General features: G+C 62.8%; 18 protein-coding genes. 12 read left to right on the top strand and 6 right to left on the bottom strand.

The features are described 5' to 3' along the window. The first annotated feature begins 85 nt into the window (after positions 1–85). Both JNB89_RS03400 and JNB89_RS03395 read left to right on the top strand, forming a co-directional pair. Positions 86–511 carry a DUF3830 family protein gene (locus JNB89_RS03400; RefSeq protein ID WP_013341773.1) on the top strand — a complete coding sequence of 142 codons (426 nt, stop codon included), beginning with the start codon at positions 86–88 and terminating at the stop codon, positions 509–511. Positions 512–882: 371 nt separating this feature from the next. Further along, positions 883–3,741 (top strand): YadA-like family protein, encoded by a 2,859-nt coding sequence (locus JNB89_RS03395; RefSeq protein ID WP_135895506.1) that lies wholly within the window; start codon positions 883–885, stop codon positions 3,739–3,741. Between the two features lie 70 nt (positions 3,742–3,811). On the opposite strand, the gene JNB89_RS03390 is transcribed toward JNB89_RS03395, so the two are convergent. The 3 genes from JNB89_RS03390 to shiA all read right to left on the bottom strand — a co-directional run bounded on the left by JNB89_RS03390 (position 3,812) and on the right by shiA (position 7,060). Then, entirely contained in the window at positions 3,812–3,940 is a 129-nt protein-coding gene (locus tag JNB89_RS03390) for an MFS transporter small subunit (protein WP_027209575.1), read from the bottom strand. Positions 3,941–3,950: 10 nt separating this feature from the next. Continuing rightward, positions 3,951–5,354, bottom strand: a complete 1,404-nt coding sequence (locus tag JNB89_RS03385; protein ID WP_135895505.1) for an L-lactate MFS transporter — start codon at positions 5,352–5,354, stop codon at positions 3,951–3,953. 389 nt (positions 5,355–5,743) lie between these two features. Then, positions 5,744–7,060: a shikimate transporter gene (shiA, locus tag JNB89_RS03380; protein ID WP_135895504.1), complete on the bottom strand. Its 1,317-nt coding sequence runs from the start codon at positions 7,058–7,060 to the stop codon at positions 5,744–5,746. Positions 7,061–7,452: 392 nt separating this feature from the next. Here shiA and JNB89_RS03375 point away from each other — a divergent pair, with 392 nt between their 5' ends. The 7 genes from JNB89_RS03375 to JNB89_RS03345 all read left to right on the top strand — a co-directional run bounded on the left by JNB89_RS03375 (position 7,453) and on the right by JNB89_RS03345 (position 16,154). Further along, on the top strand, positions 7,453–7,671 hold the full coding sequence (locus JNB89_RS03375) for a hypothetical protein (protein ID WP_135895503.1): 219 nt from the start codon (positions 7,453–7,455) through the stop codon (positions 7,669–7,671). After that, positions 7,649–8,368, top strand: a complete 720-nt coding sequence (locus JNB89_RS03370) for a GntR family transcriptional regulator (protein ID WP_013341769.1) — start codon at positions 7,649–7,651, stop codon at positions 8,366–8,368. Before JNB89_RS03375 ends, JNB89_RS03370 begins: the two co-directional genes overlap by 23 nt. Before the next feature lie 500 nt (positions 8,369–8,868). After that, positions 8,869–10,632 carry a thiamine pyrophosphate-binding protein gene (locus tag JNB89_RS03365; protein ID WP_135895502.1) on the top strand — a complete coding sequence of 588 codons (1,764 nt, stop codon included), beginning with the start codon at positions 8,869–8,871 and terminating at the stop codon, positions 10,630–10,632. A gap of 24 nt (positions 10,633–10,656) precedes the next feature. After that, entirely contained in the window at positions 10,657–11,904 is a 1,248-nt protein-coding gene (frc, locus tag JNB89_RS03360) for a formyl-CoA transferase (RefSeq protein ID WP_013341767.1), read from the top strand. A 109-nt stretch (positions 11,905–12,013) separates the two neighbouring features. Continuing rightward, entirely contained in the window at positions 12,014–14,209 is a 2,196-nt protein-coding gene (locus JNB89_RS03355; protein WP_013341766.1) for an acetate--CoA ligase family protein, read from the top strand. Positions 14,210–14,355: 146 nt separating this feature from the next. Then, a complete protein-coding gene (locus JNB89_RS03350; RefSeq protein WP_220361233.1) occupies positions 14,356–15,159 on the top strand; it encodes a fumarylacetoacetate hydrolase family protein in 804 nt (267 codons plus the stop codon). A 59-nt stretch (positions 15,160–15,218) separates the two neighbouring features. Further along, entirely contained in the window at positions 15,219–16,154 is a 936-nt protein-coding gene (locus JNB89_RS03345; RefSeq protein WP_220361232.1) for an NAD(P)(+) transhydrogenase (Re/Si-specific) subunit beta, read from the top strand. A gap of 113 nt (positions 16,155–16,267) precedes the next feature. Here the strand turns inward: JNB89_RS03345 and JNB89_RS03340 are convergent, their stop codons facing one another. Further along, on the bottom strand, positions 16,268–16,573 hold the full coding sequence (locus tag JNB89_RS03340) for a hypothetical protein (protein WP_220361231.1): 306 nt from the start codon (positions 16,571–16,573) through the stop codon (positions 16,268–16,270). Between the two features lie 96 nt (positions 16,574–16,669). Beyond that, the gene (locus tag JNB89_RS03335; RefSeq protein ID WP_013341762.1) at positions 16,670–17,617 is read right to left on the bottom strand and encodes a LysR family transcriptional regulator; all 948 of its coding nucleotides are present in this window, start codon (positions 17,615–17,617) and stop codon (positions 16,670–16,672) included. Between the two features lie 358 nt (positions 17,618–17,975). Here JNB89_RS03335 and oxlT point away from each other — a divergent pair, with 358 nt between their 5' ends. The 3 genes from oxlT (at position 17,976) to JNB89_RS03320 (ending at position 21,921) form a co-directional block, all read left to right on the top strand. Then, complete coding sequence (gene oxlT / locus JNB89_RS03330) at positions 17,976–19,322, top strand: oxalate/formate MFS antiporter (protein ID WP_220361230.1); 1,347 nt, start codon at positions 17,976–17,978, stop codon at positions 19,320–19,322. Between the two features lie 34 nt (positions 19,323–19,356). Further along, on the top strand, positions 19,357–20,391 hold the full coding sequence (locus JNB89_RS03325; protein ID WP_220361229.1) for a LysR family transcriptional regulator: 1,035 nt from the start codon (positions 19,357–19,359) through the stop codon (positions 20,389–20,391). Between the two features lie 87 nt (positions 20,392–20,478). Continuing rightward, positions 20,479–21,921, top strand: a complete 1,443-nt coding sequence (locus tag JNB89_RS03320; RefSeq protein ID WP_013341759.1) for an aldehyde dehydrogenase family protein — start codon at positions 20,479–20,481, stop codon at positions 21,919–21,921. Positions 21,922–22,026: 105 nt separating this feature from the next. Here the strand turns inward: JNB89_RS03320 and JNB89_RS03315 are convergent, their stop codons facing one another. Beyond that, the gene (locus tag JNB89_RS03315) at positions 22,027–23,004 is read right to left on the bottom strand and encodes a 2-dehydropantoate 2-reductase (protein ID WP_135895496.1); all 978 of its coding nucleotides are present in this window, start codon (positions 23,002–23,004) and stop codon (positions 22,027–22,029) included. Positions 23,005–23,059 lie beyond the last annotated feature (55 nt).

Below are 23,059 nucleotides of genomic sequence, written 5' to 3'. Positions count from 1 at the left end.
TGCTGACTGCTTGCTTTGGGCTTTCTGCCCGCTGCCTTTTGTCGACAACCTCCTCCATCATTCATCGTCATACCGGACACCTGCAATGACCCGACTTCGAATCACCTGCTGCGGCCATGTCTTTATCGCCGAAACGAACCCCGACGCGCCGCAAACCGTCAGCGCCTTTCTGAAGCTGCTGCCGTACCGCCAGAAGATCATTCACGTGCGCTGGAGCGGCGAGGGCTGCTGGGTGCCGCTTGGCGAGTTCAAACTGGAGAACGACGGCGCGGCGGTCGGCTTCGAAAACCACACGAGTCATCCGTCGGTCGGCGACATTCTGTTTTATCCGGGCGGCTACAGCGAAACAGAGATTCTCATCGCCTATGGCTCGTGCTGCTTCGCGAGCAAGATGGGACAACTCGCCGGCAATCACTTCCTGACTATTGTCGAAGGCAAGGAAAAGCTGCGTGAAGTCGGCGTCAAGGTGCTGTGGGAAGGCGCGCAAGACGTGTTGTTTGAAAAGATCTGAGCTCCCTCGCGCATTTCGCCGCGCGGCGGGTCGGTAGTGGTGCGGGCCAGCATTGCCTCGCTCGCATATCCGTTACGCCGGTTCTCGGCCGCTTTCAGTATTCGACTAAAACCTCTCAATCATCCGCATGCCGGATTACGATGTTTGGCGGCATTCCGTCTTAATCGCCCTATGCCGTTTAGCTAATTCACGCTAAAAAATCGCTTTTCGGATTAATCGTATTCGCGAACAGCGGACGTGCCTGCACACTCGCCGCTTGAGCCCTGTTTGCCGGGCAGAAGCGGTGCGTCCTGAGTCTGACCTGTCCGTTAAATACTTAGGATGGCATAAGAAAAATCCCGGCAAGAGATCGTGGATAAAGAGTGGGAGGAATGTTGAACAAGACCTATAAAGCGGTATGGAACGAAGCGAAGCGCGTGTATATAGCGGCATCGGAGGTAACGAGAAGCGGCGGCGCGAAATGCGCTTCGATATGCCGGGCGCTCGCTGCTGCGTCCGCGGGCCTGTGCGGGGCGCTGGCGCTGGTGCAGCCAGCTGCCGCCCAGGACTGCACATCGGCAGGCTGTCCGGACATCACTAACGCGCTCTTCTACGATAGCGGCGCGCACGACATTGTGACACTCGGCAATCCGGGCACGCCGGTCCGGGTGACCAACGTCGCGGCGGGCGCATTGAACCCTTACAGCACCGACGCGGTAAACGGCGCGCAACTGCACGCCACCAACGACGCGGTGTCGCAGAACGCCGCGAGCATCTCGGATCTCGCGGGCAACATCGCAAGCGGCCAGATAGGGCTCGTTCAGCAGGACCCGGACACACGCGCTCTAACCGTCGGACAGGGCACGGACGGTAACTCCGTCGACTTCACCGGAACCGGCGGGCCGCGCGAACTGCTCGGCGTCGCGGCCGGGACGACTGCGCAGTCGGCGGTCAACGTCGCGCAGCTCAAGCAGGCCGTGTCGACACTCGGAGGCGGCGCGTCGGTGAGCGCGAACGGCTCGATCGTCGGTCCCAAGTACTACCTGCAATCGGGCACGCAAACCACGGTCGGCAGCGCGTTGACCTCGCTCGACACCGGCATCGCGACGCTGAAGTCTCAGGTCGTGTCCGGCAGCATCGGGCTCGTGCGGCAGGATCCCGACAGCCGCGACATTCTGCTCGCAACGTCGTCACCGGGGATTCGCGTGAACGTTGCCGGACTGAACGGCAACCGCACGCTGACGGGGCTCGCACGCGGCGCGATCGGCGAGTCGAGCACCGATGCGGTCAACGGCGCCCAGCTTTACCGCAACGCCGCGACGGTGGCGGCAGCGCTAGGCGGCGGCTCCGCCGTGACTGCGGACGGCACGCCTAAAGCGCCGGCTTACACCATTGGCGGCAGCACCTATAACGACGTCGGGTCGGCGCTCGCCGCGGCCGTCAATACTAGCGTGGCAACCAGCACTGCGGCGAGTGCGGCCGCGAGCGCGTCGACAATTGCAGCGGCCACGGCCAATTCGGTTCAATACGATTCGTCCACGCGCGATCTGCTGACGCTTGGCAACGCCGGCGCGCCGGTCCGCGTGACAAACGTGCGCGCCGCGAATCTCACGAGCAACAGCGTGGACGCAGTGAACGGCGGTCAGTTGTTCGCGACCAATCAGATCGTCGCGCAGAACAGCGACAGCATCGCGAACCTGGACCGCCGCGTGACCAGCAGCGCGGCCGACATTGCGGACCTCGATCAGCGCACGAGTGCTAACACGACGAAGATCGCCGGCCTCGACACGCGCACCACAGCGCTCGAGGGCAATCTGACGAACGTCGCGAAGCAGATCACGAACGGCGAGATAGGTCTCGTTCAGCAGGACATGACCTCGCATGTGATCAGCATTGGTCAGGGCACGGACGGGGGCCGGGTCGATCTGGGCGGGACCGGCGGCGCGCGTCAATTGACAGGCGTCGCCGCGGGGCTGACCGACAGCTCCGCGATCAATTTCGCGCAGTTCAGCCCGGTGGTGGCCGCGCTTGGCGGCGGTGCGCAGATCAATACCGACGGCACGGTCACCGGTCCCACATACCACGTGCAACGCGGCACGCAGAACAACGTCGGCGACGCGCTCGACTCGCTCGACAACGGGCTCACGGCGTTGCAGCAGAACGTCGAGAAAGGCGGCATCGGCGTCGTGACGCAAGACCCGGCTTCGCGCGTGATCAAGATCGGCGCGACGACCGACGGCCGCTCGGTCAACGTGGCGGGCACGCAGGGCAATCGCGTGGTCACGGGTGTCGGGCGCGGCTCGTTGAACGCAACGAGTACCGACGCGGTCAACGGCTCACAACTGTTCGCGCAGGCCGCGAGCACGGCGACGGCGCTCGGCGGCGGCTCGACGGTGAATGCGGACGGTTCGGTGAGCGCGCCCGCTTACAAGGTGGGCGGGCAAGTGGTCAACAGCGTCGGCGGTGCGCTAGGCAATCTGGATGGCCGCGTCACGCAGAACAGCAGCGACATTGCAGGTTTGCAGAGCACCGTTGGCCGTATCAACGGGACGGTGGTCAATGCACTTCAGTACGACAGCTCCGCGCACGACAAGGTGACGCTCGGCGGCACAACGGCGAATGCGCCGGCGGTGCAACTGACCAATCTGAAGAACGGCGAAGTGTCGGCCACGAGCAGCGATGCGGTAACCGGCGCACAACTCTGGCAGACCAACCAGCAGATCAGCAGCATCGACCAGACGGTGAAAAACTACGCGACCACCGGCAATGGCTATGTGGCCGCGAACAGTTCGGCTAGCGCGCCGCAGGCGAGCGGCAACGGTTCTCTCGCGCTTGGCGGTGGCGCGAAGGCGTCGGCGGCCAATAGTGTCGCGCTTGGCGAGGGCTCGGTGGCCGATCAGCCGGATACGGTTTCCGTCGGCTCGAGCGGCAACGAGCGCCGCATTACGAACCTGGCCCCGGGGCGCGCGCCGGGCGACGCGGTCAACGTGCAGCAGTTCCAGAGCGGCATGGGCGATCTGGCGCGGCGCGCATATGCAGGCGCGGCGTCGGCAATGGCCATGAACATGGTCCCGGAAGTCGATGCGACGAAGAACCTCGCAATCGGCGTCGGCACGGCCGGCTACATGGGTTATCAGGCTGTGGCGGTGGGGCTGTCGGCGCGCGTCGCGCAAAACTTCAAGGTGAAGTTGAGCGCGGGCATCAGTTCGGTGACCACCGCGGTGGGCGCCGGTGCCGCATATCAGTGGTAGGGGAGCCGGCCGGCGGGAACTGCCGGCGGCGCAGGGAAGGCGCCCCGCCGTGAAGGCGGGGCGCACTGGCTTACTGGAACAGCTTCATCGCTTGCGAGAGCGTGTTGTACACACCCCACGCCAACGGAACCATCACATACAGCCAGAAGACGGCGATCATGACCTTGTTGGTCGGGTGCACGGGTTCAACGGTCGACATGCGAATCTCCTTATGCGCCTTTGGCGACTTGTGCGTCGGTCATGTGATGCTTGTCGTCCACACGCTTGACCAACAGATTGCAGATGAAGCCGACCACCAGCAGCACGGCCATGATGTGAACCGTCATCGTGTACGCGTCGGCTTTCGCGACGCCGTGCGCGACTTCGTATGCGCGGATGTAGTTGACCAGCACGGGGCCGGCCACGCCGGCTGCGGCCCACGCGGTCAGCAGGCGTCCATGAATGCCGCCCACGAACGCGGTACCGAACATGTCCGCGAGATACGCCGGTACGGTCGAAAAGCCGCCGCCGTACATGGTCAGAATCACGCAGTACGCCAGCACGAACAGCGCCATATGGCCGGATGCGGCAAAGCTCGGCACGAGGAAATACAGCACCGCGCCCAGCGCGAAAAAGATGAAGTAGGTGTTCTTGCGGCCAATCCAGTCCGAAGCCGACGCCCACACGAAGCGGCCGCCCATGTTGAACAGCGAGAGCAGGCCGACGAAGCCGGCAGCGGCGGCGGCCGTCACGGTGCCCTTGAAACTCTCCTGAATCATCACCGACGCCTGACCGAGAATGCCGATGCCGGCGGTCACGTTCAGGAACAGCACGAGCCAGATCAGATAGAACTGCGGCGTCTTCAGCGCCTCGTCGATGTGCACGTGGTTGCGCGTGATCATCTTCTGTGTCGACGTGGCAGGCGGGGTCCAGCCTGCCGGTTTCCAGTCGGCTGGCGGCACGCGAATGGCCAGCGCGCCGATCGACATGGAGATGAAATAGACAACGCCGAGCACGATGAAGGTTTCAGCCACGCCAATGCTGGTGGCGCTCTTGAAGTGGTTCATCAGCGCGACGGAGAGCGGCGCCGCGATCATCGCGCCGCCGCCGAAGCCCATGATCGCCATGCCGGTCGCCATGCCGCGGCGGTCCGGGAACCAGCGGATCAGCGTCGAGACCGGCGACACATAGCCGAGGCCGAGCCCTATGCCGCCAATCACGCCGTAGCCGAGATACAGCAGGACGATCTGGTGCAGGTACACGCCCAGTGCGGAAATCAGAAAGCCGCCGCCGAAGCAGCAGGCCGCGGTGAACATGGTGCGGCGTGGGCCGACGTGCTCCAGCCACTTGCCGGCAAAGGCCGCCGACAAACCGAGAAACACGATGGCGAGCGAAAAGATCCAGCCAAGCGACGTGAGCGACCAGTCGTCAGCCGCCGATTGCGTGATGCCGATTACCTTGGTCAATGGGCCGTTGAACACGGAAAACGCATACGCCTGGCCGATACAGAGATGAACGGCGAGTGCTGCGGGCGGAACCATCCAGCGCGAAAACCCCGGTTTCGCAATGGTGGCTTCTTTCGAAAAGAATGGTGCGGAGCCTCGATTGTGCTGTGGCTCGGTAATACTGCTCATGGTCGGTCTCCCGGGAAGCGAAGTCTTTGTTATCGGCGCATCAGACCGAATGCTTGAGTGTTTTCGGCGTGAGAATTGCTGATGGATGCCGCGTTCATATATGCGGCTGGGCTTCATATGAACGCGCGCAAATTCTGTGGGGAACTTGCTTGGTCGAACGATAGGGCGGTGGGCGTGGGTTGGCAATATGAGATAGCAATGCATAAGGCATTGCCCGAGGAAATACGACGCCGATCTGCCGGATGGCGCCCACAAATCCCAAATGCCGGGTAGAGCGGGGTATGAACGTCAGTCACTCGCGCGGTGCCGCTCCGCTGAGCGGACTACAAAAGCAGAAAGGCCGGCGGTGGCAGCATCGCCACGCCGGCCTTTCTTGAACGCGCTTTACTTCAGACAGCGCGGCCGGTCTTCATTTTCGCGGCGACCAGCACCGAGATCAGACAGCCGATCGCGAGATAGCCCGCCACCGGGTGCCACGAACCTCCAGCAAAACTGACCAACGCGACCGCAATGAACGGCGTGAATCCGCCGCCGACCACGCTCGCCACCTGATAACCGACGCCCGCGCCGCTGTAGCGATACTCGGTGCCGAAGAGTTCGGTGAACATCGGCTGCTGCACGCTGACCACCATATCATGGGCGACGTTTGCGAGCATCACCGCGAAGACCACGATCCACACCGTCGAACGCGCTTCGAGCGCGAGGAAAAACGGCACCGCGCTGAACATGCCGACCAGTGCGCCGACGATGTACACGCGGCGGCGGCCGAAGCGGTCGGCGAGCATCGCGAAGAGGGGAATCGTCACGCAGCTCACGGCGCCGACCAGCAGACCAATGCTCAGGAAGAACTCGCGCGGCATATGCAGATTCGCCGTCGAATAGTTGAGCGCGAAGGCCGTCACGATATACATCGTGAACAGTTCGGCAAGGCGCAGCGCGATGATCAGCAGGAACGCTTTCGGGTGGCGCAGCAGGGCTTCCACGATCGGCAGGCGAACGCGGCGTTCGCCGTGCGCGCCGACCTTTTCGACGAACTCCTGCGACTCTTCCATGCTCGAGCGGATCCACATCGCGATCAGCACCAGCACGACGCTAAAGAGGAACGGCAGGCGCCAGCCCCAGCTCATGAACGACGCGTTGTCCATCGAACGGCTGATCACCGCGACGAGCCCCGTTGCCAGCACGAGGCCGACACCGTAGCCGACCTGCACGCCGCTACTGTAGAACGCCTTTTTCTTTTCCGGTGCGCTTTCTACCGCCATCAGCGCCGCGCCGCCCCATTCGCCGCCGACCGCGAAGCCCTGAATCGCGCGCAACGTGACGAGCAACACCGGCGCGAGCCAGCCGATAGTCGCGAACGAGGGCAACAGGCCGATAGCGGCGGTGGACAGCCCCATCATCATCACGGTCAGCACCAGCATGCGTTTGCGCCCAAGCCGGTCGCCGAAATGGCCGAACACGAAGCCACCGAGCGGCCTGAACAGAAAGCCGACGCCGAACGTCGCAAAGGCCGCCAGCGTGCCCATCGCCGGGCTCACTTTCGGGAAAAACTCCGAATTGAAGACTAGTGCCGCGACAATGCCGTACAGCAAAAAGTCGTACCAGTCGACAACTGCGCCGACAAAACTGCCCAGCGCCGCCTTGCGCGCGCGGCTGCGCGCCGTGAGAGGGTCGATGGCTGCAGCCGGCGAAACGGTAGTGCTCATGACGGGGTGTCTCCTTGGAATTCTGAGAACGCTGCGGGTGCTCAGCCGTGTGAGCCTTGGCCCGACGGATATGCGTCTGGCGAGTGAAGCAGCACGGTTGACAATTGCAGGATGTGCGGAAGGTTAATGGCGCAGGAGCTATCCCACAATTAGCAGAGAGGGCCGGCTGCGCGATATGCGCACGCGTTTGCGCGCATACCGCGCGTTTCTAGCGTTTACACCGAGCGCAACGCAAGTCGACGCCGAGGACAGGCGAGATGACGCGGCGCATGCTACCGTAAGGTATGATCGGAAAACAACAGTGACTGATATACTACATACCGAATATTGATTTTTGCGGCGATGCAGCATATGATTGAGTCATTCGTTCACTCAATCGTTTGGAGCTACAAATGGAATTTGTTCCTCTCTCGCTGCTCGCCATTGCTATTGTTGGCCTGGGTAGTGCCGCCACGGTTTTCCTGGCTCGCTCGATTCCGCAGTCGGTCGCGCAACTTGCAGCGCAACATGGCCGCTTCGTCGGGCTGGACCAGCAGCGCGGGGCCGCGGTGGCGCCTTATCGTATGCATGTTCAATCTGAGGCGATGAATGTCGTCGGAACTTCAAACTGAAGCGGTGGCCACACCTTTGACGTTGTCGTTGCAGCCTATCGGCGCAAGCGCGAGCTTGCGCGATCAGGCTTATGCGATGCTGCGCCAGGCTATTGCAGACGCGGACATTTACCAGACGCGTGAAGAAATCCGTCTGGACGAGCGCGTGCTGAGCGAGACGCTTGGCGTGAGCCGCACGCCTGTGCGCGAGGCGATGACGCTGCTCGAGCAGGAGGGCTTTTTGCGTATGGTGCCGCGCCGCGGCATCTATATCGTGCGCAAGAGCAAGCGCGAAATCGTCGAAATGATTCACATGTGGGCCGCGCTCGAAAGTATGGCCGCCCGGCTCGCCACGCAGCGCGCTACAGACGAGGAAATTGCCCGTCTGCGGCATATGTTCGACAATTTCCGCGACGCCACGCCCGCTGAACACATCGCCGAGTATTCGGACGCGAACATCGCGTTTCACCAGGCTATCGTCGAACTGTCGAAGTCCCAGATCATTCTGGACACCATCAAGAACATCTTTATCCACGTGCGGGCCATCAGGCGCATGACGATCTCGCAAAGCGATCGCGCGTCGCGCTCGATTGTCGACCATCTGCGCATTATCGAGGCGCTCGAAAAGCGCGATACCGAACTTGCGGAGCGGCTCACGCGCCAGCATTCGCTGGATCTGGCGGCCTTCGTGGAGAAAAACTGCGATTTCCTGGATTGACCGCTGAGTACGGCGGGCCGCCGGTTCAGGCGCGCACCGCATCGGAGAAAGACGCAGGCGAAAGCCCGCGGTGTTCACGCACCGCGGGCTTTTTCTTTATCTGCCTCCCGCTCAGGGAAATACCGTGCTTGACGCCGTCTGAAATGTGGTATGTGATATATCAACAGTGAGCGTTTTGGACCGCGCTCAGTGTTTTCCCTTGCGGCGGGAATCCGGCAGCTTCCCGAAATCGTTGTCTTCCGCGTCCGCCAAGGGATTGCAGCGCAAACAGCAAGCTTGACCGCACCGTGAAATCGTCCTTGCTTCAAACTGATATATCACATACCGTATGTGAACAGGGCCAACGGCGTGGTCTGGAAATGTGTTCAAACAATCGACAGGCAGCAGATTCATGGGACGCGGGGTAAGCGCACGGAGCGCGAACTCCCATCGATGCTTAAGCATGGAACCGGCGTAACGGCAGAAGCGCCCGCGCCGGTCGACATACACAGGAGACGACCATGTCCGCAGTTGTTTCATCCCTGAACCCGGTTACGGGCAGCACCACGGCGGAAGACACGCTCAAGCAGAAGACGCGCAACGCCGGCGTCGTTTCCGGCGGCCACCTGGTCGCGAAGGCGCTGAAGAACGAAGGCGTCGATACGATCTTCACGCTATGCGGCGGACACATCATCGACATTTACGATGGTTGCGTGGACGAAGGGATTCGCATTATCGACGTGCGCCATGAGCAGGTCGCGGCGCACGCGGCCGACGGCTATGCGCGCCAGACCGGCAAGCTCGGCTGCGTGGTGACGACGGCCGGCCCCGGCTGCACGAACGCGGTGACCGGTATTGCGACGGCGTTTCGCTCTGAAAGTCCGGTGCTGCATATCGGCGGCCAGGGTGCGCTCACGCAACACAAGATGGGTTCGCTGCAAGACCTGCCGCACGTCGACATGATGGCGCCCATCACCAAGTTCGCCGCGAGCGTGTCGAGCACAGAGCGCGTCGCGGACATGATCTCTATGGCCGCGCGCGAGTGTTTCAACGGCGCGCCCGGTCCGGCCTACCTGGAAATTCCGCGTGACGTGCTTGACCGCGAAGTGGAACTGACGCGCGCGGTCGTGCCGCAGCCGGGCCACTATCGCGCGTCGACCAAGTCGATTGGCGACCCGCGCGACATCGAGAAGCTAGCCGACATTCTGGTGAACTCCGAGCGTCCCGCGATTCTGTACGGACAGCAGGTGTGGACCGCACGCGGCCATGAAGAAGCGATCGCGCTGCTGCGCGGACTCGACATTCCTGGCTACTTCAACGGTGCGAGCCGCGGCCTGCTGCCGCCGGGCGACCCGCATCACTTCGACCGCACGCGCTCGCAGGCCTTCGCCAATGCGGACGTGCTGATCGTAGTGGGTACACCGTTCGATTTCCGCATGGGCTACGGCAAGCGCATCAGCAAGGAACTGACGCTGGTGCAGATCGACATGGACTATCGCACGGTCGGCAAAAACCGCGATATCGACCTCGGTCTCGTTGGCGATCCAGGCGCGATTCTCGCGGCTGTGCTGCAAGCCGCGAGTGGCCGCCTGAAAGACGACAAGCGCCAGGCGCGCCGCAAATGGATGGCGCAACTTCAGGATGCCGAAGCAACTGCGACGGAAAAACTGATGCCGCTCTTCAAGTCGAATAACACGCCGATTCACCCGTACCGCGTCGCCTATGAGCTCAACGAGTTCCTCTCCGACGACACCATCTACATCGGTGACGGCGGCGACGTGGTGACCATTTCCGCGCAAGCCGTGCGCCCGCGCCGCCCGGGGCAGTGGATGGACCCAGGCGCGCTGGGTTCGCTCGGCGTCGGCACGGGTTTCGCGCTTGCTGCCAAGGTCGCGCATCCGCACAAGGAAGTGCTGTGCTACTACGGCGACGGCTCGTTCGGCATGACCGCGTTCGACATGGAGACGGCCAACCGCTTCGGCGCGCCGTACCTCGCGGTGATCGGCAATAACTCGGCGATGAATCAGATCCGCTACGGCCAGCTCGCCAAATACGGCGACGAGCGCGGCAACGTCGGCAATCTGCTGAGCGACGTGCCGTTCAGCAAGTTCGCCGAAATGCTCGGCGGTTACGGCGAGGAAGTGCGCGACCCGGCGCAGATCGCGAGCGCATTGCAGCGTGCGCGCGAAGCGATTCATCGCACCGGGCGCTCCGCAGTCGTCAACATCTGGGTCGACCCGCGCGAATATGCGCCGGGCACCAAGAATCAGACCATGTACAAGTAATACGGATACCTTAGGAGACACGACATGGGCAAAGCACTCGACGGCGTGCGCATTCTCGATTTCACGCATGTGCAATCGGGCCCGACCTGCACGCAATTGCTGGCGTGGTTCGGCGCGGACGTAATCAAGGTGGAGCGCGCCGGCGCAGGCGACATCACGCGCGAGCAACTGCGTGACATTCCCGACGTGGACAGCTTGTACTTCACGATGCTCAACCATAACAAGCGTTCGGTCACGATCGACACCAAGCACCCCGAGGGCAAGCAGGTGCTCGAGGCGCTGATCCAGAAATGCGACGTGCTGGTGGAGAACTTCGCACCGGGCGCGCTCGATCGCATGGGCTTCACGTGGGAGCGCATCCAGGAGCTGAATCCGCGCATGATCGTTGCGTCGGTCAAAGGCTTTGGTCCGGGTCCGTATGAGGACTGCAAGGTCTACGAGAACGTCGCGCAATGCGCGGGTGGCGCGGCCTCGACCACGGGTTTCGACGACGGCCCGCCGGTGGTGACCGGCGCGCAGATCGGCGACAGCGGCACCGGCCTGCATCTCGCGCTCGGTATTGTCACCGCGCTGTATCAGCGTACACAGACGGGCCGCGGGCAGCGCGTGCTCGCCGCGATGCAGGACGGCGTGCTCAACCTGTGCCGCGTGAAGCTGCGCGATCAGCAACGGCTGGAACGCACCGGCGTGATGAAGGAGTATCCGCAATACCCGAACGGCAAGTTCGGCGAAGCGGTGCCGCGCGCGGGTAATGCATCTGGCGGCGGGCAGCCGGGCTGGATTCTCAAATGCAAGGGCTGGGAGACCGATCCGAACGCCTACATCTACTTCATCACGCAGGCGCCGGTGTGGGCCAAGATTTGCAACGTGATCGGCAAGGAAGAGTGGGCCACCGATCCGGACTACGCGACGCCCGTCGCGCGGCTACCGCGCCTCAAGGAAATCTTCGCGGAAATAGAACGTTGGACGATGACCAAGACCAAGTTCGAGGCCATGCAGATTCTCAACAAGTACGACATTCCCTGCGGGCCGATTCTCTCGATGAAGGAGATTGCCGAAGAACCTTCGCTGCGCAAGACCGGCACGATTGTCGAAGTCGATCATCCGACGCGCGGCAAGTACCTGACAGTTGGCAATCCTATCAAACTGTCCGATAGTCCGACGGAAGTAAAGCGCTCGCCGCTGCTTGGCGAACATACCGACGAAGTCATGGCGGAACTCGGCTACTCGCCCGAGCAGATCAGCGCATTGCGTACCGCCGGTGCCATCTAGGCGCACGCAAACTGCAGACAACCGTAGTGCAAGGCCGCCCGCCGCTTGCCATGCAGGCAGGCGCGGTGCCGGGCGGCGCCTTTCGAACCCGCATTGGAGACGGCAGGACATGGCATACGAAGACACGCTCTCATTGAAGGAACGCGGCACCGCTCATACGCCGGACGACCGCGCTCAGGTCGCCAATAAAGACGTCGTGCGGCACATTCTCGATCACGCCAAAGCGGAAGGCCGCAACTCGCTGACGGCGCCCGAAGGCAAGCTGGTGTGCGATGTGTACGGCATCGCAGTGCCCAAAGAAGCGCTAGCGACGACCGCCGCGGAAGCCGCGCAATTCGCGACCGAGATCGGCTTTCCGGTGGTGCTCAAGATCGTTTCGCCGGAAATCCTTCACAAGACCGAAGCGGGCGGTGTGCTCGTCGGCGTGAAGAACGCCGCTGACGTAGCGGAAGGATTCGCCACGATCATGGACAACGCGAAGCGCTATAACGCGCAGGCCAACCTGCTCGGCGTGCAGGTGCAACAGATGATTGGCGGCGGTCAGGAAGTGATTGTCGGCGCGGTGACGGACCCCTCGTTCGGCAAGCTGGTGGCATTCGGTCTTGGTGGTGTGCTTGTCGAAGTGCTCAAGGACATCACGTTCCGCCTTGCCCCCGCCACGCGCGACGATGCCCGCTCGATGCTCGACGGCATTGCGGCTGCCGACATGCTCAAGGGCGTGCGCGGCGGCGAACCGGTTGACCGCGAGGCGCTTGCCGGCTTGATCGAGAACGTGTCGCGGCTCGTTTCGGACTTCCCGGAAATCTCCGAACTGGACCTGAACCCGGTGTTTGCCAGCAAGCGCGGCGCGATCGCCGCCGACGTGCGCATCGTGCTGGACTTCTCGCCGCCGGTCGAGCGCTATCGTCCGAGTCAGGAAGACATCGTGCGGCAAATGAACCGCATCATGAAGCCGGATCGTGTCGCGGTGATTGGTGCGTCGGCGGAAGAGGGCAAGATCGGCAACTCGGTGATGAAGAACCTGATCAACGGCGGCTATCAGGGCGAGATTTATCCGATCCACCCGAAGGCCGACGAGATCATGGGCCACAAGGCCTATAAGAGCGTGCTGGACGTGCCGGGCGACATCGACGTCGCCGTGTTTGCGATCCCCGCCAAGTTCGTTGCCGGCGCATTGACGGAAGTGGGCAAGAAGCATATTCCCGGCGCGGTGCTGATTCCATCGGGCTTCGCCGAAACGGGCAATGTAGAAGGCCAGCAGGAAATCGTGGCGATAGCGCGTGAATACGGCATCCGTCTGATGGGGCCGAACATCTACGGCTTCTACTACACGCCGAAGAACCTTTGCGCAACGTTTTGCACACCGTACGATGTGCAAGGCAAGGCGGCGTTGTCGTCGCAATCCGGCGGTATCGGCATGGCGATCATCGGCTTCTCGCGTTCCGCGAAGATGGGCGTGTCCGCTATCGTCGGCCTCGGCAACAAATCCGACATCGACGAAGACGATCTGCTGACTTTCTTCGAGCAGGACGACAACACTGACATCATCGCGCAGCATTGCGAAGACCTGAAAGATGGTCGGGCCTTTGCAGAAGCGGCGGCGCGGGTGTCGAAGAAGAAACCCGTGGTGGTGCTGAAGGCCGGCCGCACGAGCCTCGGCGCGCGCGCGGCGAGTTCGCACACGGGCGCGCTCGCCGGCAACGATCGCATTTACGAAGACGTGTTCAGGCAATGCGGCGTGATTCGCGCACGTTCGCTGCGCGATCTGCTCGAATTCGCGCGCGGCATTCCGAAGCTGCCGACGCCGAAGGGCGAGAACGTGGTGATCATTACCGGCGCGGGCGGCTCCGGCGTGCTGCTGTCGGATGCTTGCGTGGACAACCGTCTGTCGCTGATGACCATGCCCGCCGATCTCGACGCGGCCTTCCGCAAGTTCATCCCGCCGTTCGGCGCGGCGGGCAATCCCGTCGACATTACCGGTGGCGAGCCGCCCTCGACGTATCAGAACACGATCCGTCTTGGCCTCGAGGACCCGCGGATTCACGCGATCATTCTGGGCTACTGGCACACCATCATTACGCCGCCGATGGTATTCGCGCGTCTCGTCGTCGAGGTGAAGGAAGAGATGAAGGCGCGCGGCATCGAAAAGCCGATTGTCGCGTCGCTCGCGGGCGACGTTCAGGTCGAAGAGGCGGCCGAGTACCTGTACGCGCATGGCGTGCCTGCGTACGCGTACTCGACGGAAATTCCGGTCGCGGTGCTCGGTGCGAAGTATCAGTGGGCGCGCGGCGCGGGCCTCATCTGACGCATAAACGGAAGGCGGCACGGTTTTCTTTGCGCGTATTGATTGCTATGGCGATGCTGTAGCGCCAGCAATTTCGCAGCGGCAATTTCGCATCGCCAATTGCGAGCCGCGCAGAAGACCGTGCCGAAGCGCTCAAGGAGCGACGTATGGATACGTGGATGCGTTTCATGTCCAACGACGGCGGTGTGGTGTTCGGCCGCGTCGAAGGGGCTTATCTGCACGAGTATGAAAGCCTGGATCAGCCAGTGCCGACTGGCGCGGTGTTGTCCACGCGTGCGCTTACGCCGCTCGCACCTTGCGCGCCCGGCAAGATCGTCGCGCTCTGGAACAACTTTCACGCGTTGGCCGCGAAGCTCGACAAGCCGGTGCCGACACATCCGCTCTTTCTCCTGAAACCGGCGGGTTCGGTAATCGGTTCGGGTGAAGCGATACGGCGGCCCGCGAGCTACGCAGGCAAGATTGTCTATGAGGGCGAGCTCGGCATCGTGATTGGCCGGCGTTGCCGCGATGCAAGCGTCGAAGAAGCCGCCGCCGCGATCTTTGGTTACACGCTCGTCAACGACGTAACCGCGGCAGATCTGCTCAACGAGAATCCGCACTTTCCGCAATGGTGCCGCGCAAAGGGTTTCGATACGTTCTGCTGTATCGGACCGGCCATCGTCTCCGGATTCGATTGGCAAAGCGCGCATCTCGTGACCGTGCTTGACGGCGTGGAGCGGCAGAACTATCCGCTCTCCGACATGGTGTTTTCGCCGGCCGAACAGGTAAGCCTCATCTCGCAGGACCTCACGCTGGAACCCGGCGATGTAATCGCCTGCGGTACGTCAGTGGGCGTCGGGTCGATCAAGGACGGCGCAACGGTGTCGGTTTCCATCGACGGAATCGGTACGCTTAGCAACACGTTGCGTGCCGCGCTAGCGGTTGCAGCCGAAGTGCCGGGACTCGTTTGAACGATGGCCGGCTCGCGAGCCACAAGCTCGCGCTCGCCACAACACGGAAAGGAGTACGCGTGTCGCAAGCGTCTGAGAGTGCCGTGTGGCTCGGAGCATTCGTCGCGCTGAGCGCGGCGTGTGCCGCGTTGTTGGCCTGCGCGCTGGGTTCCGTGTTTGCCGCGCTCGCGCAACTGCCGCTGTGGCCGCGCTCAAATGCTGCGCGGCGCACGCGCCCGTACTGGCACGCCGCGGCGCTGGTGGCTGCGCTTGCCGGCGTTCTGGCGGCGGGTCTTGGGGCCAGTGAAAGCTTCACGTTCGCGACGATGGCCGGTGCCGCTGCCGGCGCCTGGCTCGTGCGCTGGCGCAATTTCACGCGACAAGCCGCGCCCGTTGCACTGCTGGCAAGCGGCACTGGTTTGTCGATCGTCGCCTTCGGCGTGGCGCGCTATGTGTCGGCGGGCAATCACGCGAACCTCGCGATGTTTGAACGAAGCGAGCTCTACGCCGCGGTTTTCGCCGGTGCGTTGATCTTCGCGACCTCGGCGGTCGCCTTCTGCAAACTGCGTGGCCTGTTGCCGCTGCGCGTGACAGCACGACCCGGACACGACGCAGTGAACGTGCTCGCGCTGCTGTTGTGCGCGTGGCTCGGCTACGGCTTCGTCACCGAAGCGGCGCAGCCGTTCGGGCTCGCCGCGTTACTTGCGACGAGTGCGCTCGCGTCGTCTATAGGCGTACATGTGATGCTCAGCCGCGCCTGCTCGAAAAAACATTTGAAACAACATATGAAACGACAGGCGCAGCATTCGCACGGTGCGAGTGGTGGGGTGACTGGCGGCATGGCAATCAGCTGGCGAGACGACGCGCTGCGCAGCGCAACTGTGCGCGGCACGGTGCGCGCGGCAGCATACCGTCACGGCCCGCGCTGGCATAACAACGGAATCAGGCAACGGAGCATTTGCGTATGCGCGCCGCGGCGTCTTTCGATTCGTTCATCGGTGGGCCGGCATCCATGAAGCCAGACCCGACGATCACCAAACGCAGCGCGTCGGCCTGTCGTCCCTCATGGCGAGGAGCGGCAGAGGCCGCTCGCAGCGGGACAGGCGGGAACATGCTCCCGCCGCTGCCCTCACTCGCCCAACGCGGCGAATTCGCTGAAGTACTGCGCCTTCTTCTGCAAAATCAGTTGCGCAAGAAAGTCCGGGTCGTAAGCGCGATGAAGATGCGCGTGGAACCGCTCGATGTAAGCGGTGATTCGGGCAGCCTCGCTATTGAACTCGCTGAGGATGTCCAGCGTCGCGTGGTCCCAGCGAAAGCGCAGGCCAAGATCGCTGAACGCCGCGTTATAGGCGCTCAGGTGCGGATCGTTGGAATGGTCGGCGCCAACGCGTGCCGTGCGCGCGCTGACATGAGTCGCAACCGAAGCGTGGTTCATGATCGGCCTCCTGGGCTGACAAGTGATGGAACTCGCTTGCAGCATAGAAGTACTGAACGATTTGCAATAGTTAAAGTTTTATTGGATCTTCATAGCCTATCGCTTATAGACGCTCAATTCCTTCACACGAGTGATCTTCTCGATCAGGTTTGCGCCTTCTTCCATCAGGAAGCGTTTAAAGGCCACGGCAACCGGCGGCAGTCGTTTGTTCTTACGATGAACCACGTACCAGTTGAGCATGACCGGAAAGCTTTCGACGTCGAGCACGACGAGGTGGCCGAGTTGCAATTCGAGGCTGATCGTATGGGCAGACAGGAAGGCGATGCCCATGCCTGCAATCACTGCCTGCTTGATGGTCTCGGTGCTTTTGATCTCCATTGCAATCTTCAGATTCGAGAGTCGGCCCGCGAAACCTTCTTCCATCGAATTCCACGTGTCCGAGCCGCGCTCGCGGACGATAAAGGCTTCGTTGGCCAACTGGCTGAAACGGATGTTGCGCTTGTTCGCGAGCGGATGCGTGGGCGCGGCCACGATCACGTAAGGGTGCGGCGCGAACGGCTCGTTGGTGGCGTCCATTTCGTGCGGCGGACGCACCATGACCGCAAGGTCTGTCTGGTTGGTCGCGAGCTGATGCAGAAGCTCTTCGCGATTGTGCACTGCGAGGTTCAGCACGACGCCCGCATAGCGCCGCGTGAATTCGGCCAGCAGCCGCGGAAAGAAGTAGTCGCCGGCGCTGATCACCGCGACATTCAGCTTGCCGCCGGAGACGCCCTTCAACTGGCTCATCGCTTCGTCCACTTCGTGGAACTGCTGAATGATCGCACGGCTGTAGTGCAGCATTTCAGTGCCGGCCGGCGTGAGGTAGATTTTCTTGCCGAGCTGTTCGAAGAGCGGCAGGCCGGCGTGCTCCTCGAGCTGACGCACCTGAGTGGAGACCGCGGGCTGCGTGAGATGCAGCTCTTCGGCGGCGCGCGAAAAGCTCAGGTGGCGCGCCACGGTCTCGAACACCTTCAATTGACGCAGCGTGGCATTGCGCATCGTCATGGCCGATGTATAAGCAAATGTGAATCAACATAATAACAAACTTTAATTATTAGTAATTCAGCAATGACCCTAGCATGAGTTGGTCAACCAAAGAAAAGCTGGCGCAACACTCGGGTTAACGCTTGCATCAAGGCGTGGCGGGACTGAGGGGCAGGCTGGCGGAAAAAGAAGAACAAAAGCGGATTAGACGGAATTAAGAACTTCCCAAATGGCGATGAATAAATCGCTTTTTAAAGGAAGCGCTTTAAGGATTAAACATTCCCGGATTGACAAGGCTTTCCGGTCATAACGATAAGGTGGGACGCATACAGCACGGCCGGTTGGCCGGCTGCACTAAATAATTGCGGAGACAAGGCACATGGACGATATCACTCAACAGACCACGGCCCGCGTATTCTGGGCGAACCGTTGGTGGCAGCTCGTCATCGGCATGGTGTGCATGGCGTTGGTGGCGAACCTGCAGTACGCATGGACGTTGTTCGTCGCGCCGATGGACGCGCGGCATCACTGGGGCCAGGCCTCCATTCAACTGGCGTTTGCCATTTTCATCCTCACCGAAACGTGGCTCGTGCCGCTGGAAGGCTGGCTCGTCGACAAGTTCGGTCCGCGGCCGGTGGTGGCGGGCGGCGCCGTGTGCGCGGGTGTTGCGTGGGTGATGAACTCGTACGCGACCACCTTGCCCATGCTCTACGTTTCCGCGGTGATCGCGGGCATTGGAGCGGGCGGCGTGTACGGCACGTGCGTCGGCAATGCGCTGAAATGGTTTCCGGACCGGCGCGGTCTCGCAGCCGGCCTGACAGCCGCCGGCTTCGGTGCGGGTGCGGCGGTCACCGTGATTCCTATTGCGAACATGATTACGCGCTCGGGCTACGAGCACACGTTCTTCTTTTTCGGCATTCTGCAAGGCGTGGCGATTCTGCTGCTCGCCATGCTGCTCGTCAAACCGGTCTTGCGTCAGCATACGCCGGCAAAGAAGAAGTTCTCCGTGTCGAAGGTCGACCTCACGCCTGGCCAGATGATCCGCACACCAGTGTTCTGGGTAATCTATGTGTCGTTCGTCGCGGTGGCAGCGGGTGGTCTGATGGCCACCGCGCAGATCGGGCCGATCGCCAAAGACTGGGGCCTCGCGCGCATTCCCATGACGATCTTCGGCGTCACGCTGCCGCTGCTCACCGCCACGCTTTCCATCGACAACGTCTGCAACGGCTTCACGCGTCCGTTGTGCGGTTTCATCTCCGACAAGATCGGCCGCGAGAATACGATGTTCCTGATCTTCATCGGCGAAGGACTCGCGTTGCTCGGCATGATGGAGTACGGCACGAACCCGCATGCGTTCATGACCTTCGCCGCCTTGATCTTCCTCTTCTGGGGCGAGATTTTCTCGATCTTCCCGGCGATCTGCGCGGACACGTTCGGCAGCAAGTACGCGGCGGCGAATGCGGGCACGTTGTACACGGCAAAGGGCACGGCCTCGCTGCTGGTGCCGCTTGCCTCCGTGCTGTCGGCAACCGGTGGATGGAGCCTCGTGTTCACCGTGTCCGCGGTAATCACGATTGCCGCGGGCGTGTCCGCGAAGTTCATCCTTGCGCCAATGCGCTCGCGCTGGATTCACTCGCAGGACGAGCCGCAAGCGGGAGTTCTGGCCGTCGCGGGCAATGGCAAGGCCTCGCGCTTGAGCCACTGGCCCGAGCAAACCGGCGAATAGGCCCGCAAACCGTTCGCGCCCCGGCCATGACGTCATGAACGTTTCGCTGCAGCAACTCAGGGTGTTCGTCGCCGTAGCGCGTGAACGCAGCTTCACGCGTGCGGCGCGCGAACTCGATCTGACGCAGTCCGCAGTGAGCCGCTGCGTGCGCGAGCTGGAAGACGCGGTCGAACTGAAACTGTTCGACCGCACGACGCGCCAGGTTGAACTGACGCATGCGGGCGCGAGCCTCGAACGAAGAATCGGCCGCCTGCTCGATGAAATCGATCTGACCTTGCGCGAAGAGCGGGCCGCGTATGAAGGGCACCGCGGCGTGGTGGTGCTGGCGAGCAATCCGGTGCTCTCGTCGAGTTGGGTTGCGCAGGGGCTCGCGCGTTGCGCGAGCGCTTTTCCGGAACTGCTCGTCAGCGTGGAGGACCAGGCGCAAAGCGGCGTGCTGGCGAGTGTCGAGCACGGCGAGGTGGATTTCGGCGTGGTCTCGCTGGCCGAGCCTCTTGCCAACGATCAGTTGCATGCGCAACTGGTTTTCACCACGCCGCTGCACGCGGTCATGCCGTCGACGCATCCGCTTGCGCGCCACGCGAGCGTCGCGTGGGACGAATTGCACGACTGGTCGCTCGTCACTCTGAATGCCGACGCCGGCGTGCGCGCGGCACTCGAGCGTGCCTTCAGTGAGAACGGTTTGAAGCGTCGGCCGGTGCAGGAGTTCGGGCACGTCGCGGCGGTGCTGCGCATGGTCGAACTCGGGCTCGGCGTCGGCGTGCTGCCCGTGGACTCGCATTGGCCGACTGTCGGCGAATCGCTCGTGAGCCGGCCGCTTGTGCCCGAGGTGACCCTGGCGACGCTGCTCGTGCATCGCCGCAACCGCTCGCTCAGGCCGAATGCCGCGGCTGCGTGGGCGCAGTTTGCGGAGCACGCTGGGGCGTCTTCGAGTACTGGTGGTGCGAGCGTTGAAGTGGAGCCGGCCGCGGGTCCAAAGCTCGCTGCGGATGTCGTGTCGAACCCAGTGTCGCGCGAATTGTCACGGCCGGTGGTCGCGCGCAGCGGCGCGGCGCTTCACGAGCCCTAGCGGTGCACAGCCCTTGCCCGCGCCGGCCTTGCCCAGGCCGGCTTGCTGCAATCAGCCCACGCAACATCCCATGCAAGGAGATTCATGATGACCGACCTCGTGAGCCATGACCTGTTGATCGACGGCAAGCGCTTGCCGCCAGGCACAGGCGAGTATTCCGTCGACATCAATCCCGCCACCGAAGAGCCGATTGCGCGCGTTGCACAGGGCAGCGCCGCCGACGTCGACACGGCGGTGCGTGCCGCGCGCGCGGCGCTGAAAGTGTGGAACGGCATCAAGGCGGCTGAGCGCGGCCGCATCCTGGCCCGGCTTGCCGGCCTGATGCGTGCGAATCTCGATGAACTCGCGGCGCTCGAAAGTCTGGACGCAGGCAAGCCGATTGCCGCCGTCATGCGCCAGGACATTCCGGCCGCGGTCGATACGCTCGAGTACTACGCGGGCTGGTGCGACAAGATTAACGGCCAGGTGGTGCCGGTTCGCCCGGATGCGCTGACTTACACGATCCGCGAACCGGTTGGCGTGGTCGCAGCCATCGTGCCGTGGAATTTCCCGTTGATGATCGGCATGTGGAAAATCGCGCCGGCGCTCGCGTGCGGCTGCACGCTGATTGTCAAGCCAGCGGAGATCACGCCGCTCACCGCATTGCGAATCGGTGAACTTGCGCTCGAAGCGGGCCTGCCGCCGGGAGTCCTGAATATCGTCACCGGCAAGGGGCGCGTGGTGGGCGACGCGCTGGTCGCGCATCCCGGCGTGGACAAGGTCACGTTCACCGGCTCGCCTTCGGTGGGGCGCGGCATTCTGCAAGGCGCGGCGGGCAACTTCAAGCGCGTGACGCTGGAGCTGGGCGGCAAGTCGGCGAACCTGATTTTCCCCGATGCGAACCTGGACAACGCCGTGCGAGCCGCGGCGTCGGGCATCTTCTTCAACACCGGGCAAGTGTGCTCGGCCGGTTCGCGCATACTCGCGCATCGCGACGTGTACGACGAAGTGGTGGAGCGGCTCGCCGCGCGCGCCAAGTCGATCAAGGTGGGCGACCCGTCGCTGCGCGAAACGTCAATGGGGCCGCTGATCTCCGCCGCGCAAATGAAAACCGTACTGGGCTATGTCGAGGCCGGACGCTCGGAAGGCGCGTCGCTGGTCGCGGGCGGCGCGCGCGTCGGCGAGCGCGGTTTCTTCGTCGAGCCGACGGTGTTCGCCAACGTCGAACATGAAATGCGTATTTCGCAGGAGGAGATCTTCGGACCGGTTGCAAGCGTGATCCGTTTCAATGACGAAGCCGACGCGATACGCATTGCCAACGGCACGCTGTATAGCCTCGCGGCCGGCGTGTGGAGCGCGGACATTGGCCGCGTGCATCGCGTGGCGCGAGACCTTCGGGCGGGCACCGTCTGGATCAATACCTACGGCTACACGGACGTGCGCCTGCCGTGGGGCGGTTCGGGCGATTCGGGTTTTGGCCGCGAACACGGCGACGTGGCAATTGAAAACTTCACCGAGCCGAAGGCGGTCTGGCTCGCAATCGACCAGTGACCGCGCGAGCAATGACCGTGCGGTACCCGCGCAAATGAAAAAGGATCGGACGCCGTCCGATCCTTTTCTACTTATGCCACGGCTCGCGCGCTGAACGCATGCCACTCAGGCGCCCTGCAAGGCCATCCGCTCGCGCAGCTTGACGAGCGCGAGCACCACGTCGATGGTGGGCGTGGGCTCGTTGACGAGACGCCCCATCTCCTGCACGACGGTCAGAAGCGGGTCGATTTCCATCGGCCGGCGGTTTTCCAGATCGACCAGCGTCGACGTTTTATGCGCGCCGACCGCGCCCGCGCCGTCTATGCGCTTTTCGACATCGACACGGAAATGCACGCCGAACTGGTCGGCGATGCGCTTGGCCTCGAGCATCATCGTGCGCGATACGGCGCGCGTGCCCGGATCGCTCGTGAGCACGTCGAGCGTGGCGTGCGTGAGCGCGCTGATCGGGTTGAAGCACAGGTTGCCCCACAGCTTCAGCCAGATCTCGTCGCGAATGTTGTCGCGAATCGGCGCCTCGAAACCCGCCGCCTGCATGATCTCGTGAAATTGCTGAATACGCGGCGTGCGTTCGCCGCTTGGCTCGCCGATCGGAAACTTCTTGCCGTACACATGCTTGATGACGCCGGGCTCGACGATTTCGGCCGCGGGATAAAGCACGCAGCCAATCGCGCGCTCGGGGCCGAGCTTCGTCCATTGACTGCCGTCGGGGTCGACGCTCGTGAGCCGCGTGCCGGCGAACTTGCCGCCGTGCTGATAGAAGTACCAATACGGAATGCCGTTCACGCCGGTCACGATGGCCGTGTGCTTGCCGAGCAGCGGTTGCATCGAGTCGACCACGCCCGGCAGCGAGTGCGCCTTCAACGTGATGATCACGAGGTCCTGCACGCCGAGCTCGCTTGGGTCCGACGTGCAGCGTACCGGTGCGCTGAACGTCTCGCCGTCCATGATCAGCCGGGCGCCATGCTCCCGCATGGCCGCCAGATGCGCGCCGCGCGCGATGAAACTCACGTCGGCGCCGGCGCGTGCCAGTTGCACGCCCATCAAACCGCCTATCGCTCCCGCTCCGAAGATGCAGATCTTCATGATGCCGCTCCTGTGACTATGAGAAGTCGCTCGCCCATACCGCGTGTCGCCGAGC

It is taken from the genome of Paraburkholderia phenoliruptrix (assembly GCF_019511605.1).
In the GTDB taxonomy this organism is placed as follows: Bacteria; Pseudomonadota; Gammaproteobacteria; order Burkholderiales; family Burkholderiaceae; genus Paraburkholderia; species Paraburkholderia phenoliruptrix_A.
The sequence above is the reverse complement of the archived record's forward strand: the minus strand, read 5'-3'. Positions and strand labels throughout refer to the sequence as shown.